This is a genomic window from Rothia sp. P4278 (assembly GCF_048512945.1).
Classification (GTDB): Bacteria; Actinomycetota; Actinomycetes; order Actinomycetales; family Micrococcaceae; genus Rothia.
The window spans coordinates 80,985-94,397 of the sequence record NZ_JBLXXU010000005.1; the positions used below are offsets into that span (position 1 = coordinate 80,985).

15 protein-coding genes are annotated in these 13,413 nt (G+C 57.7%); 12 read left to right on the forward strand and 3 right to left on the reverse strand.

Features of this window, described 5'->3' with window-relative positions:
• Positions 1 to 17 precede the first annotated feature (17 nt).
• Positions 18 to 974 (forward strand): diaminopimelate epimerase, encoded by a 957-nt coding sequence (gene dapF, locus ACN085_RS09580; protein WP_419105144.1) that lies wholly within the window; start codon positions 18 to 20, stop codon positions 972 to 974.
• A gap of 79 nt (positions 975 to 1,053) precedes the next feature.
• On the opposite strand, the gene ACN085_RS09585 is transcribed toward dapF, so the two are convergent.
• Positions 1,054 to 1,659, reverse strand: coding sequence for a class I SAM-dependent methyltransferase (locus tag ACN085_RS09585; RefSeq protein WP_419111390.1), 606 nt, complete (start codon positions 1,657 to 1,659; stop codon positions 1,054 to 1,056).
• Positions 1,660 to 1,745: 86 nt separating this feature from the next.
• On the opposite strand from ACN085_RS09585, the gene hflX reads away from it, so the two are divergent.
• Complete coding sequence (hflX, locus tag ACN085_RS09590) at positions 1,746 to 3,353, forward strand: GTPase HflX (protein WP_419111391.1); 1,608 nt, start codon at positions 1,746 to 1,748, stop codon at positions 3,351 to 3,353.
• The gene (locus ACN085_RS09595) at positions 3,350 to 5,398 is read left to right on the forward strand and encodes an ATP-dependent DNA helicase (protein ID WP_419111392.1); all 2,049 of its coding nucleotides are present in this window, start codon (positions 3,350 to 3,352) and stop codon (positions 5,396 to 5,398) included. The genes hflX and ACN085_RS09595 overlap by 4 nt, the downstream gene beginning before the upstream one ends.
• A gap of 96 nt (positions 5,399 to 5,494) precedes the next feature.
• Here ACN085_RS09595 and lexA read toward each other — a convergent pair whose 3' ends face one another.
• Complete coding sequence (gene lexA, locus ACN085_RS09600) at positions 5,495 to 6,211, reverse strand: transcriptional repressor LexA (RefSeq protein ID WP_419111393.1); 717 nt, start codon at positions 6,209 to 6,211, stop codon at positions 5,495 to 5,497.
• 214 nt (positions 6,212 to 6,425) lie between these two features.
• Between lexA and ACN085_RS09605 the strand changes: the two genes are divergently transcribed.
• From ACN085_RS09605 to ACN085_RS09635, 7 genes are all read left to right on the forward strand, one after another.
• Positions 6,426 to 7,094 carry a LysM peptidoglycan-binding domain-containing protein gene (locus tag ACN085_RS09605; protein ID WP_419111394.1) on the forward strand — a complete coding sequence of 223 codons (669 nt, stop codon included), beginning with the start codon at positions 6,426 to 6,428 and terminating at the stop codon, positions 7,092 to 7,094.
• Positions 7,095 to 7,170: 76 nt separating this feature from the next.
• Positions 7,171 to 8,280: a histidinol-phosphate transaminase gene (locus ACN085_RS09610; RefSeq protein ID WP_419111395.1), complete on the forward strand. Its 1,110-nt coding sequence runs from the start codon at positions 7,171 to 7,173 to the stop codon at positions 8,278 to 8,280.
• 19 nt (positions 8,281 to 8,299) lie between these two features.
• Positions 8,300 to 8,935 carry an imidazoleglycerol-phosphate dehydratase HisB gene (gene hisB, locus ACN085_RS09615; protein WP_419111396.1) on the forward strand — a complete coding sequence of 212 codons (636 nt, stop codon included), beginning with the start codon at positions 8,300 to 8,302 and terminating at the stop codon, positions 8,933 to 8,935.
• Positions 8,932 to 9,606, forward strand: a complete 675-nt coding sequence (hisH, locus tag ACN085_RS09620) for an imidazole glycerol phosphate synthase subunit HisH (protein ID WP_419111397.1) — start codon at positions 8,932 to 8,934, stop codon at positions 9,604 to 9,606. The genes hisB and hisH overlap by 4 nt, the downstream gene beginning before the upstream one ends.
• 5 nt (positions 9,607 to 9,611) lie before the next feature.
• Positions 9,612 to 9,782 carry a hypothetical protein gene (locus ACN085_RS09625; protein ID WP_419111398.1) on the forward strand — a complete coding sequence of 57 codons (171 nt, stop codon included), beginning with the start codon at positions 9,612 to 9,614 and terminating at the stop codon, positions 9,780 to 9,782.
• A gap of 25 nt (positions 9,783 to 9,807) precedes the next feature.
• Positions 9,808 to 10,539 carry a bifunctional 1-(5-phosphoribosyl)-5-((5-phosphoribosylamino)methylideneamino)imidazole-4-carboxamide isomerase/phosphoribosylanthranilate isomerase PriA gene (priA, locus tag ACN085_RS09630; RefSeq protein ID WP_419105136.1) on the forward strand — a complete coding sequence of 244 codons (732 nt, stop codon included), beginning with the start codon at positions 9,808 to 9,810 and terminating at the stop codon, positions 10,537 to 10,539.
• Positions 10,539 to 11,450 (forward strand): SseB family protein, encoded by a 912-nt coding sequence (locus ACN085_RS09635; protein WP_419111399.1) that lies wholly within the window; start codon positions 10,539 to 10,541, stop codon positions 11,448 to 11,450. Before priA ends, ACN085_RS09635 begins: the two co-directional genes overlap by 1 nt.
• A 58-nt stretch (positions 11,451 to 11,508) precedes the next feature.
• Here the strand turns inward: ACN085_RS09635 and ACN085_RS09640 are convergent, their stop codons facing one another.
• Complete coding sequence (locus tag ACN085_RS09640; protein ID WP_419105134.1) at positions 11,509 to 11,931, reverse strand: DUF1844 domain-containing protein; 423 nt, start codon at positions 11,929 to 11,931, stop codon at positions 11,509 to 11,511.
• Positions 11,932 to 12,206: 275 nt separating this feature from the next.
• On the opposite strand from ACN085_RS09640, the gene infC reads away from it, so the two are divergent.
• Together infC and rpmI are read left to right on the forward strand one after the other, a co-directional pair.
• Positions 12,207 to 12,935, forward strand: a complete 729-nt coding sequence (gene infC / locus ACN085_RS09645; protein ID WP_419100156.1) for a translation initiation factor IF-3 — start codon at positions 12,207 to 12,209, stop codon at positions 12,933 to 12,935.
• A gap of 184 nt (positions 12,936 to 13,119) precedes the next feature.
• Complete coding sequence (rpmI, locus tag ACN085_RS09650; RefSeq protein WP_419100155.1) at positions 13,120 to 13,314, forward strand: 50S ribosomal protein L35; 195 nt, start codon at positions 13,120 to 13,122, stop codon at positions 13,312 to 13,314.
• Positions 13,315 to 13,413 lie beyond the last annotated feature (99 nt).

Here is a 13,413-nt window from a genome sequence, read left to right on the forward strand (position 1 = left end):
ATGGAAAGGCACTAGCTGTGGCAACCCACACTCAAGAAATCGCCCCCTGGGGAGACCTGACCGGCAAGACCCTGACCAAGGGGCAGGCTACCGGTAACGACTTTATTTTTGTGACAGACCCTCAGGCTGAGCTGGACCTTACTCCCGAGCTAGTTGCCAAGGTCGCTGACCGCCACTTTGGTATTGGTGCCGACGGTTTCATTCGCGCTGTCAAAACAGCAAACCTGGACTTTGCGGCTCACCTGCTCGAGGAATACCCCGAGGCTACCTGGTTCATGGACTACCGCAACGGCGACGGATCTATCGCCGAGATGTGCGGTAACGGTGTACGCGCTTTTGTGGACTACCTGATTGCGGAGAACCTTGTTCAGCTTGAGTACGGTGAGCGGCTCCTGATTGCCACCCGTGCGGGTGTAAAGACTGTGGGGCGTACCGAGACAGGCTACGCCATTGATATGGGCCCCTGGAGCTTTATTAACGGTGATATGGCCCGCGATAACGGCACCGATGCGCAGGTGACAGCCAAGGGGCTACGGACACCGCGCGGTGCCCTCTCCATCAGCATGGGCAACCCTCACACCGTGGTGATGCTAGGTACTGACGGCAAGCTGGACGGTCTGAACCTGTATGATGCACCCAAGGTTTCACCGCTCCCGCCCGAGGGCACCAATGTTGAATTTGTGGTCCCCGAAGAGATTTCTGCTGAAGACGGTGACCCCGCTACCGAGAACATCGGCTCAATCCGTATGCGCGTGCACGAACGTGGAGTGGGGGAGACACTTTCCTGCGGCACCGGTGCCTGTGCGGCTGCTGCAGCCACCCGCTTCTGGGGTGGGGAAGATGCACCCGACGAGTGGCTGGTCCGTGTCCCCGGTGGCACCCTGGCTGTTACCTTTGTGCTGGGTCCCGATGATCTAGAGCATGTTGTTCTGGCCGGCCCTGCCGCTATGACCGGGAAAATCCTCCTGGGCTAAGATCCCAAGAACTTTATCAAAGAACCGGCCCCGCCTGATATGCGGGGCCGGTTCTTCTGCACTTGTTAGTCCTGCCGTTTTATGGGCGGTGAACCCGGATAATACGGAAGCCCTTAGAGCTGGCATAACGGCTGGTTTCAAGGTCGGGAAAAGTCTGCACCAGCCATTTTTGCAGTGAATCGGAGCCCAGGTTCTTCTGCACTACCAGATAGGCGTTCCCACCGGGGGAAAGACGGGGGAGCCAGGTCTGCATTATCTCGTGCAGGACTTCTTTACCTACCCGAATAGGAGGGTTAGACCAGATGGTGTCAAAGGTCAGCGACTCATCCAGGGCTTGGGGGGAGGACACCCTAATATTGTTTAGCCCCAGCCGCTCAGCGTTCATCTGGGTGAGCTGGGCAGCGCGTGGATTGACCTCCACCCCGTAGACCTGCGCCTCAGGTGCCAACATGGCCAGGGTCAGGGTAATAGGCCCCCAGCCACACCCAATATCAAGCAGGCGTGTTCCTTCGGGCGCGGGGGCTTCATCGAGCAGAATCCGCGTGCCCTTATCGACACCGCCGGGGCTAAAAATTCCGGGGGCTGTGAGCACCTGGACTTTATCTGCTGTCAGTTCCACGGTGAGGGGTTTAGTTGCAAAGTCACCTGCGGGTTCTTCAGAAAAATAGTGTGTTTTGGTGCTCATAAGCCCTCATTCTACGGCACTACTACTCACCTTAGACGCCGCACGCTAAACTTGTAGGGACGATTGATTCTTAAACGAAAGGCACTATGGCCGACTCATTACGCCCCGGCAAGGAACCGAAGCTACCCTCCGATGAGCAATTACGCCTGACGGTAGATCGAGTACTGGGCCGAGCCTCTAGCTCAACCGGTAACCTCCTGGGGCAGCGAGCCCGAGAGCTCTCCCACAACCAGCCCGAACACTCATCCTATGACGGTGATCAGCAGGACCTTGAAGAACGTCGGGCTCTGCGCCGCGTTGCGGGCCTTTCCACCGAACTCGATGACGTTACCGAAGTCGAATACCGCCAGCTCCGCCTGGAACGAGTCGTCCTGGCAGGTGTGTGGAGTGAAGGTACCCTAGCTGAAGCCGAAAACTCCCTGCGTGAGCTGGCCGCGCTGGCAGAAACCGCTGGCTCCGAAGTGCTTGATGGCCTGGTACAGCGCCGTCTTAAACCCGATCCCGGTACCTACCTGGGCTCAGGTAAGGTGCTTGAACTCAAGGATATTGTTGAAGCTACTGGCGCGGATACTGTCATTGTCGATGCAGAGCTAGCGCCTTCCCAACGTCGCGCGATTGAGGATATTGTCAAGGTCAAAGTGATCGACAGGACCGCGCTGATTCTCGATATCTTCGCCCAGCACGCTAAATCTCGGGAGGGTAAAGCCCAGGTTGAGCTAGCCCAACTCGAATATATGCTCCCTCGCCTGCGCGGTTGGGGCGCCTCCCTGTCCCGCCAGGCCGGTGGCCGTGCCGCAGGGGGCGAGGGCATCGGCTCTCGCGGCCCCGGTGAAACCAAAATCGAACTGGATCGCCGCCGACTGCGCGCCCGTATGGCTAAACTTAAGCGCGAAATCGCCGCCATGGCACCTGCCCGCGAAACCAAGCGTCTCAACCGTAAACGCAACAGGGTGCCCTCCGTTGCTATCGCCGGTTACACCAACGCGGGAAAGTCCTCCTTGCTCAATAGGCTCACCGACGCCGGCGTCCTGGTCGAAAACGCCCTCTTTGCGACCCTTGACCCCACCGTACGTAAGGCCCAGACTCCCGATGGGGTAGGTTACACCCTCTCCGATACCGTAGGTTTTGTGCGCTCTCTGCCTACTCAGCTGGTTGAGGCCTTCCGCTCAACCCTTGAAGAGGTCGCCGACGCCGATGTCATTGTGCACGTGGTCGATGTCTCCCACCCCGACCCGGAGGGGCAGATCCAATCGGTCCGCCAGGTGATTACCGAGGTGGGAGCACAGAACATTCCCGAGATTATTGTGCTCAACAAGGCCGATACCGCCGACCCTTTCGTCATCGAGCGCCTGCGCCAGCGCGAACCCAGCCATGTTGTGGTCTCCGCTCGCACCGGTGAGGGGATTGAGGAGCTCCAAGTAAAAATTGCCGAGACTATCCCGCGTCCATCGCTGGAACTGCACCTGCTTATTCCCTACGCCCAAGGTGGGGTTGTCTCCCGCCTACACGAGTGGGACGCCGAAATTCTCCGCACTGCCTTTGTCTCTGACGGTACCTACGTCCACGCCCTGGTGCGTGACCAGGTAGCCTCCGATTTGGCAGGCTATGCCCTGGACGCTGACCTACTGGAAATCCTGCAGCCAGAAATTGACCAAGCAGTTGCGGCAGGAGCGGTGGAGACCGTCCGAGTATGACCCAAGACATCACCGCACCCACCGGGCAGGAACTTGAAACCCTGCCCGGTGCCCAGCCTGTTCTCAAACTTCTGGACACCGTTATCGCCCGTAGTGGCGGCCAAATCCGACCCGGCCAACGAAAAATGGCCGCCTATGTGGCCCGCGCGCTCGAAAGCGACCGGCATCTACTGGTCCAGGCAGGAACCGGCACCGGTAAGTCCCTGGGCTACCTGGTCCCAGCTCTGAGCGCAGCCCAGCACTCCGACAAACCCATTATTGTGGCCACAGCAACACTGGCGCTTCAATCGCAGATCGTTAGCCGCGATATTCCCCGGCTTCTTGAAGCCCTGGGCGATGAACCAGAACACCAGACCGATGTGGCTATTCTCAAAGGGCGGAACAACTACCTCTGCCTACACAAACTCGAAGGCGGCTACCCAGACGATGACGGGGACGCGCTCTTCGATATGGACACCGAGACTGGCTCTGTAGGGCCAGCCGGAAAACTGGGGGAAGAAGTAGTTCGCCTGCGCTCCTGGGCCCAGACCACAGAAACCGGGGACCGTGACCAACTCCTACCCGGGGTCAGCGACCGAGCGTGGCGGCAGGTATCGGTAAAGGCCTCCGAATGCTTGGGCAAGAAATGCCCGCTGGTCGAAGAATGTTTCAGCGAAAATGCCAGGACACGGGCGGCAGATGCCGACATCGTGATTACTAACCACGCCCTGCTAGCTATTAATGCCTTTGAGGGAGCGGCTGTCCTGCCGGATCACGATATCGCCATTATCGACGAGGCCCACGAGCTCGCAGACCGAGTCACAGGTGCCGTGACAGGTTCACTTTCCCCGGCCAACATCACCAAGGTGGCCCGGAGCCTCAAACGTCACACCGACGCTGACCACCGCGCCCTTGAACAAGCTGCCCTGGCTCTCGATGACTCCCTCAATGGTGTTCCCGCCGAGCTCATGACCAGGGGCCTGCCCGAACGTGTTGCCGCCGCCATGGAAAGGGTGCGCGATGCTGCCCGTCAGGCCATAACAGACACCAAGAGCGGCGATAAAGACGCCGATGCCGGCCGTCAGATGGTGCGGGCAAGCCTGACCGAAGTACACGAAACCGCCGAAAAGATGCTGACCGCAGATCCCAACTTCCAGGTCATTTGGGTATCGCGTACCGGCTCCTGGGAGCCGGGCAGAGGCTACCTAGCGGCGGCTGAAGATGACCCTGCCACCCTCAACATCGCCCCGATTTCTGTTGCAGGCTATCTGCGCGAAGGCCTTTTCGATAATCGCACCGTGGTGCTGACGTCCGCGACCCTGACCGTGGGCGAGTCTTTTGACGCTACTGCCGGTTCGCTGGGCCTCATGGGGCAGGGCTCCCCCCGCTGGGACGGTATCGATGTTGGCTCGCCTTTTGACTACCCTAAACAGGGGGTGCTGTATATCGCTTCTGACCTGCCTAAACCCGGCCGGGGTGTTTCGGTGGAACAGCTGGACCGGCTGGTGGAGTTAGTGACGGCATCTGGTGGCGGTGCCCTGGGGCTCTTCTCCTCTAAACGGGGTGCTGAACTTGCCGCTGAGTATGTTCGAGAAAAAACTGATCTCACGGTGCTCTTGCAGGGGGAGTCGTCCTTGCGGGCCCTGGTCAAGGAATTCACCGAAGACACCCATGCCTGCCTCTTTGGAACCATGAGCCTGTGGCAGGGCGTTGATGTGCCCGGCGACTCTTGCCGTCTGGTCGTTATGGACAGAATCCCTTTCCCACGCCCCGACGACCCGCTATCACAGGCTCGGACCAGGGCAGTTGCAAGTCACGGCGGCAACGGTTTTATGGCTGTTTCAGCTACTCATGCGGCGGTGCGTATGGCCCAGGGAGCCGGTCGCCTAATTCGCTCTGTGCATGATCGCGGTGTGGTTGCTGTGCTGGATTCTCGACTTGCAACCCAGCGTTACGGGTCATTCTTGGTCAAATCGCTACCACCTTTTTGGACTACTACCCGCCAGGACGTAGTGGTAGGCGCCTTACAGCGCTTGCATGAAGCCCTTGAAAGCCAAGAAGCCTAATCAGGGATGGCATAGTAAACAGTCTGGGGCCAGAATCATGGTGATTCTGGCCCCAGACTCTTGAGCTAATAAAATGCTTGCTTTGTCAGATTCGCTCTAGAGGCTACGCAGGACGGAGACGACCTTGCCCATGATGGTTGCTGAGTCACCCAGGATGGGTTCGTACTGAGTGTTCTGAGGTAGCAGCCAGGTGTGCCCATCACGCTGGCGGAAGGTCTTAACCGTTGCCTCGTCATCGAGGAGGGCCGCTACAATTTCACCGTTTTGGGCAGTGTTCTGAGCACGAACCACCACCCAGTCACCGTCGCAGATAGCGGCATCAATCATGGAGTCACCTTTGACTCGAAGCATGAAGAGGTCGCCCTGGCCCACCAGCTGACGCGGGAGAGCCATGACGTCTTCGACCGCCTGTTCTGCGGCAATTGGTGCGCCGGCGGCAATGCGTCCAACCAAGGGGACGGTAGCTACGTTCTCATCATTCTGAGCAAAGGTGGGAAGCACCGGCAGGGTAATGACGCTGGTCTCAGGCCTTGGCTCTTCGAGCGGCTCTTCACCTGTGAGTACTTCAATAGCGCGTGGCCGTTTGGGGTCCCTGCGAATGTATCCCATCTCTTCAAGCCGGGAGAGCTGATGGGTGACAGAAGAGAGCGAAGCCAACCCCACAATATCGCCAATCTCACGCATAGAGGGCGGATAACCGTACTCGTCAATTGCAGTAGATATTGCGTCAAGAATTTTCTTTTGGCGCGCTGTCAGGGGGCGAGCGCCCTTAAGGGAAAGGGGTGCCGGAGTCTGCGGGGGTCGTTCGCTCACGGTGTCTCGTCTCTTATCGGTTCTTAAAGTGTCAGCCACCCCTTGTGTACTTATGAAGTGGTCTTCTAAGACTATGCCAAGCCAGCAGCTTATTCAAACATTTGTTCTAATTTTTCTCGACTCTGTTCGATTTTTCTGATAGAACATATATACGAATCAATTTTAGAACAGGCATTCGATGTGGGTGTCTGAGCATGAATCAGGAGAAAGACTTATGAGCACTATCGCACTGCCCGAGTTTATGGCTCGTACTTCTTTGAAGAAGCCCCTTGATCAGGCAGCTACTTTCGTTCCCCGATCAACTGCCTCCGAAGCTGTCTCGGCGGGTTCTGTTCGACAACCTCGTTACCGTATTCGATATGCTCCCCTTAGCCCTTGTGCCGGGTACCTGGGGGCGAACGCCAGCTCCTCTGGGAGAATCAAAGGAGCCGCTCAGCGGCAAGTTGCCCACGCTGACCGTCCCAGCTTGCCCGCTACCAAGCGCGGGTTGGAGTCTCTAGAAGCTGGGCAGAATGGCTACCAGGTTACTTCGGCAACCAAACATAGTTCCCGTGTGTCTCAGCGCGGGGGTTTCCGCCTTACCCGGAGGGGGCGGCTAATTTTTCGCGGACTACCGCTACTCACGCTGGCAGCCCTCATGGTCTTGGGTGCCTTCACCTTTGCTTTCCCGACCCAGGCCAAGAGCAGCACAAGCTATTCCGAAGCGCCCGTAAGTCAGATGGTTAGGGTCTACCACGGTGACTCCCTCTGGACTATCGCCCAGCAGGTCGCCCCGGGGCAGGACAGCCGTGACGTCGTCAATCGCATTATGCAAATCAACGATTTAAGGAGCGCCCAGGTAGAGCCCGGACAGGTGCTTGAAGTGCCCGTTTACAGTAAATAGAGCCAAGACTAAGTAATTCCCCTCAGAGTTCGGGATAAAAATGCGGGAACCGGAGCCCAGTAGATACACTAGGGGGGTGACTGATACTACTCAAAGCCTTGATGCCCTGCCCTTGCGTGATGACCTGCGTGGCCGCTCACCCTACGGCGCGCCCATGATCGATGTGCCGGTAACGCTCAACGTTAATGAGAATACGCACCCCATGCCTCAAGAAGTTGTGGAGGCTATTACGCGTGAGGTTGCCCAAGTGGCAGTCACCCTCAACCGTTACCCGGACCGTGAATTTGATACCCTGCGTGCTGAACTATCTGCTTACCTGGGCCACGGCCTGACCCCTGACCAGGTTTGGGCAGCTAACGGTTCCAACGAGATCCTTCAGCAGATTATGCAGGTCTTTGGCGGGCCCGGCCGGAGCGTCATGAGCTTCGTCCCGACCTACTCCATGTACCCGCTTCTGGCCGATGGAACCAACACAGCTTTTATTGCTGGGCGCAGAGCCGCTGACTACTCTCTGAGTGCAGAGTCGGCTGTTGAACAGATTCAACAAGACAGCCCCACCATCGTCATTCTTTGCTCACCCAATAACCCCACCGGAACGGGCTTGGGGTTAGATGTTATTGAGGCCGTCTACGATGCGGTTTCAACCTATAACGGTATCGTCGTGGTCGATGAAGCCTACGCAGAGTTTGCCCAGGACCGTACTCAGACCGCGCTCACCTTACTGCCGGGCCGTCGTAACCTGATTGTCACTCGTACCATGAGCAAAGCATTCGCCTTAGCCGGTGCTCGGCTGGGTTATTTTGCCGCCGATCCTCTGATAGCAGATGCTGTTCGCCTGGTGCGCTTGCCCTACCACCTATCAGCAGTCACCCAGGCAACCGCTATTGCAGCCCTGCGACACCGGACTGAACTTCTAGGCAATGTCGATGACATCCGTAGCCAGCGCGATCGCATTGTCAACCGGTTGCGAGAACTCGGACTGGCCCCGGCTGTCTCGGATTCCAACTTTGTATTCTTCGGTGGACTTAAGGACGAAAAAGCTGCCTGGAACTATCTGCTCGAACGCGGAGTTCTGGTGCGCGATAACGGTATTCCCGGCTTCCTACGAGTCACCGCCGGTACTGAGGCGGAAACCAGCGCCTTCCTGGAGCATCTGAGCACCTATATCGAAACTTTTGAACCTTAACCACAGCAAAGAGGCAATTATGGCAGTACCCACCACTACATCAACCGGAATCGGCCCCCGAATCGCATCTATGGAGCGTGTGACCAGCGAGTCCTCGGTCAGCCTTGAAATTAACCTTGACGGCACCGGGGTCTCCGACATTGATACCGGCGTGCCCTTCTATGACCACATGCTTACCGCTCTGTCCAAGCACTCACTGATTGACATGACGATAAAGTGCACCGGTGACACCCATATCGATGTTCACCACACCGTTGAAGACACCGGGATTGTGCTAGGCGAGCTACTAGGCAAGGCGCTGGGCGATAAGGCCGGTATCCGCCGCTTTGGCAGCGCTACCGTACCCCTGGACGAGGCTCTTGCCTCAGCTGTCGTCGATATTTCGGGGCGCCCCTACCTGGTGCACACTGGTGAACCCGAAGGCTACGAGTACCACCTGATTGGCGGGCACTTTACCGGTTCTATGGTGCGGCACGTCTTTGAGGCAATTGCCTACCACGCCGGTATTTGCCTGCATATCACCCTGCTCGGCGGTCGGGATCCGCACCATATTGCCGAAGCCCAGTTCAAGGCTCTGGCCCGTGCCCTGCGTCAGGCAGTTGAGCCCGATCCTCGCCACTCTGGTATTCCTTCCACCAAGGGGGCGCTCTCATGAGTGCTGAGCAGAAGCCTACAGTAACCGTCCTTGATTACGGCGCGGGCAATGTCCGCTCAGCCGTTCGCGCTCTTGAAGAAGCCGGTGCGCAGGTAATTCTCTCGCGGGCTGAGGAAGACGTACTTGGGGCCGACGGCCTGGTAGTGCCGGGCGTAGGTGCTTTCAAGGCTGTGATGGACGGGCTGCGCCATGCAGACGCTATCCGCATGATTGGGAGGCGTGTTGCCGGTGGTCGCCCCGTCCTCGGTATCTGCGTCGGCCTTCAGGTCATGTTTGAAAAAGGTGTTGAGCACGGGATTGAAACCCAGGGTCTGGGGGAGTGGCCTGGCACCGTGGAACTCCTCAAAGCACCCGTAGTGCCGCACATGGGCTGGAATACCGTCAAGGCTCCGGCAGGCAGCACCCTTTTTGCGGGTATCGAACATGAACGCTTCTACTTTGTGCATTCTTACGGTGTTCAGGAGTGGAACTTCGATCAGAACAACGAGGCTATGCTTCCTCCGCAGGTAACATGGGCCAAGCACGGCGTTGATTTTATTGCGGCGGTAGAAAACGGCCCTCTCAGCGCAACCCAGTTCCACCCCGAAAAATCTGGGGAGGCTGGAATCCAGCTCCTGCGGAACTGGATCAGTGCCTTGCCGGTAACTGGCCGTCTAGCTGGTAAGGAGTAATAGGGATGTCTGCAAGTACTTCTGGCCTCTTGCTGATGACGGTGGGCATGATTTTTCTGGGTGGGGCCTACTCCTTCTACAAGCAGAAAATTACTTGGGTGGCCCAGCTAGTGCTCTTACTGGTGGGCTTAGCTTTCGCCGGCTATGGCTTTTACCTTGTCCTTAACTACAGCTAAACGTACAGATTTCTAGGAGAAATGAATGACTCAACGACTTGAACTGCTCCCGGCAGTTGATGTGGCAAATGGCCAGGCTGTGCGCCTGATTCAGGGTGAAGCCGGTTCCGAGACCAACTACGGCTCACCGGTCGAAGCGGCCCTGGAGTGGCAGAAGGCGGGTGCAGAGTGGTTGCACCTGGTCGATTTGGACGCAGCCTTTGGGCGTGGCGATAACATCGATATTCTGACCGAGGTCGCCCAGGAACTCTCCATCAAGATTGAAATGTCTGGCGGTATCCGCGACGATGCTTCCCTGGAACGCGCTCTGAGCCTGAACCCCGCACGCATTAACCTGGGCACCGCAGCTTTGGAAAATCCAGAATGGACTCGCAAGGTTATTGCCCAGCACGGGGACATGATCGCTGTGGGCCTGGATGTGCGCGGTGACGTGCTGGCCGCCCGTGGCTGGACCAAAGAAGGGGGCAACCTCTGGGAGGTGCTTGACCGCCTGAACGAGGACGGCTGTGCCCGCTACGTGGTTACTGACGTCACTAAGGACGGCACTCTGCAGGGCCCCAACCTTGAACTACTGCGCAAGGTCGCTGAGCGTACCGATAAGCCTGTTGTTGCTTCCGGTGGTATTGCCACTTTGGACGATATTGCCGCCCTGCGTACCATGGTGCCATACGGTGTAGAAGGCGCCATTACCGGTAAAGCTCTGTACGCGGGTAAGTTCACCCTGGAGCAGGCACTTGATCTAGCGGGTCGCCCCTAGTGACTGATTTTTCTGATCGCCTTCGTCGCGCTCACACCCACGGGCGCGGGAACCCTGGTGGTCCCAAACGGGAGTTACCTGCCCACATTGCCGCCCAGTTGGCTTCTGCCGGCAGGAGCACCGACACAGGTGGTCAGCCGTGGGAGGGGCGCAACCTGGGTGAGGGAACCAGCCACACCCACCTTTATCCCGGCGATGACGGTAGAACCGACCCCAACCTTGAAAAAGTGCTGGCTGACTTCATAGCCGATACTGTTGACGAAGTTGCGGTGGTCGATGCCCTCCGGCAGGTAAGGGTTTTTGCACCTATCGTTGCCCAGCTTTCGCAGGCCGAAATTACCGCTGACGGGCTGGTCTCCGATAAAGAGTCAGACATGGCCCTGGTCAGTATTCAAGCTCCCGATGGTCGTAAGGCTCTGCCGGTGTTTACCAGTGTTGACGCGCTAACTGCCTGGCATGATTTAGCTCGACCTGTTGCCGCAGATATGCGCAAGACGGCTCTTTCTGCGATAGAGGACGATAACCAACTGATCGTGGTTAATCCCGGGCAGGACGTAACCTTTGTGGTTCGTCGCCCGGCGGTATGGGCTATAGCGCGGGATCAAAAGTGGGTACCGTCCTACCGTAACTCGCAGGTCGCCCAGGCGCTTTCTGACCTTGTAACCCCACTGTCGGGAGTTGTGAGTGTAGAAGCTAGCCCCGGTGCCGGTGTCTATTCACGCTCTGCTACGGGTAAGGTCTTGGCAGGTGGTGGCCCCGGCCCTGAGCTCAACATTACGCTCAAGCTGATTCCTGGCTTGAATCGGGAGCAGGTAGACCGGACGGTGGGCAAACTTCGGGAAGGCTTAGCGGGACATCGCCTGCTTTCCGAGCAGGTGGACTCAGTTCAGATTGCTCTGGCCTCAGCCTAAACCTAAAAATGGCGGGGTGTAGGCCCCGCCATTACGCTTAGAATTACAGGCTCCTGTTCTAGAAGACAGGGCCGGTGAACTTTTCACCCGGGCCCTGGCCCGGAGCATCGGGGTAGGGGGAAGCCTCGCGGAAAGCCAGCTGAAGAGAGCGCAGACCATCGCGGAGGGGGGCCGCATGCTGGGAGCCGATTTCGGGTGCGGCGGCAGTGACGAAGCCGGCCAGGGTAGTAATGAGCTTGCGGGCCTCGTCTAGGTCCCTGAGCTCATCGGCGTTTTCATCGGCGGCTAAACCGCACTTGACGGCGGCGGCGCTCATCAGGTGTACGGCGGCGGTGGTGATGACCTCAACAGCAGGTACTTCGGCAATGTCACGCATTTGGGCATTAACTTCGTTGACCTGCTCAGCGGTGAGGCCTTCGGGGAGTTGCTCCGCGCCGGTGGGCTGGTTTTCATCAAAACGGTAGGTAGATTCGTTGCTCATGGTTACTAGAATCTCATACCGGCCTAAAAGACTGTCAATCGTGAACACCTGTAAAGGCTAAAAGCGGGCTGACAGATAGGGGCTTGCCGGTTTACTCTTGATAAATCCCCGAAATACCGGTAGAGTGACTATCTGTTTGCAAGCGGAACTTTCAAGGTTCCCACCCCGTGACCGCTCAACAGGTTGCCGGGTTATCCCACACAGCTGAAGCTGTGACAGGAATGTAGGGCACTTGTCTGCCTTACACTCCATCGGGTGGGTATCTTAGCCTCCGCTTGCTGACCGCAACCGGGGGCTTTTCTGCTCCCACAGAAATTCACGGGGAAACCCGCACAAGCAACAGGAGCTTTGTCATTAGCGATCCACGCATCAACGACCGAATTCGCGTACCGGAAGTTCGACTCGTCGGCCCCGGCGGTGAGCAGGTCGGTATTGTCCGCGTAGAAGATGCACTGCGTCTTGCTCAGGAGTCAGACCTCGACCTGGTTGAGGTTGCCCCTAACGCTAAGCCGCCTGTGTGTAAGCTTATGGACTTCGGTAAGTACAAGTACGAAGCCGCAGTGAAGGCACGTGAATCTCGAAAGAAGCAGGTCAATGCTTCTTTGAAGGAAATCCGTTTCCGCCTGAAAATTGACACCCATGACTACGAAACCAAGGTAGGGCACGCACGTCGTTTCCTGGCCAGCGGTGACAAGGTCAAGGCTATGATTCAGTTCCGTGGTCGTGAACAGCAGCGCCCCGAGATGGGTGTGCGCCTGCTTGAACGGATGGCCGGCGACCTGGCGGAGGTTTGCACTGTAGAGTCAAACCCCCGTGTAGACGGTCGTAACATGGTGATGGTTCTTGCTCCGCTCCGCGGTAAGCAAGAAGTCCGCCGTGAGAGCCCTAAGGCAAGCGGACGCAAGGGTCGCGAACGCGTCAACACCACCGAGGCTACTCCTGTGACCAATTCTCTGGCAGATTCAATGCCGGAGGAACTTAAGGCTCAGGCTTCCGCCGAATAAGAACTGAAAATAGACATCCAAGCACGGCTCCTATAGTGTTCAGTGTTTGGTCCTGGTTCGCCTGGGAACCGCACGTGCGGTCCCTCAGCGAGCACAACACCCTTAGACAGCGAAACGTTGTTGAGTTTTTCAGTTCCTCACCGCCTGAGAGGGCGTGAGGGTAGAAGGTAAGGAGAATCGGCTCATGCCGAAGCAGAAGACCCACTCTGGTGCTAAGAAGCGCTTCAAGCTCACCGGTACTGGCAAGGTAAAGCGCCAGCAGGCTAACCGCCGCCACTACCTGGAGCACAAGTCCTCCCGTCTGACCCGTCGTCTGGCCTCTGACCAGATTGTAACCGGCGGTCAGTCAAAGGTCATCAAGAAGATGCTGGGCAAGTAAGCCTAGCCTGCTTCCTGAAGCTTCGCCCCTTTGAGGGCACACCAAAAGTAGATATTTTCTCTCCTGCACCAGCGCTAGTGATTCAAAGCTGGGTAGGAC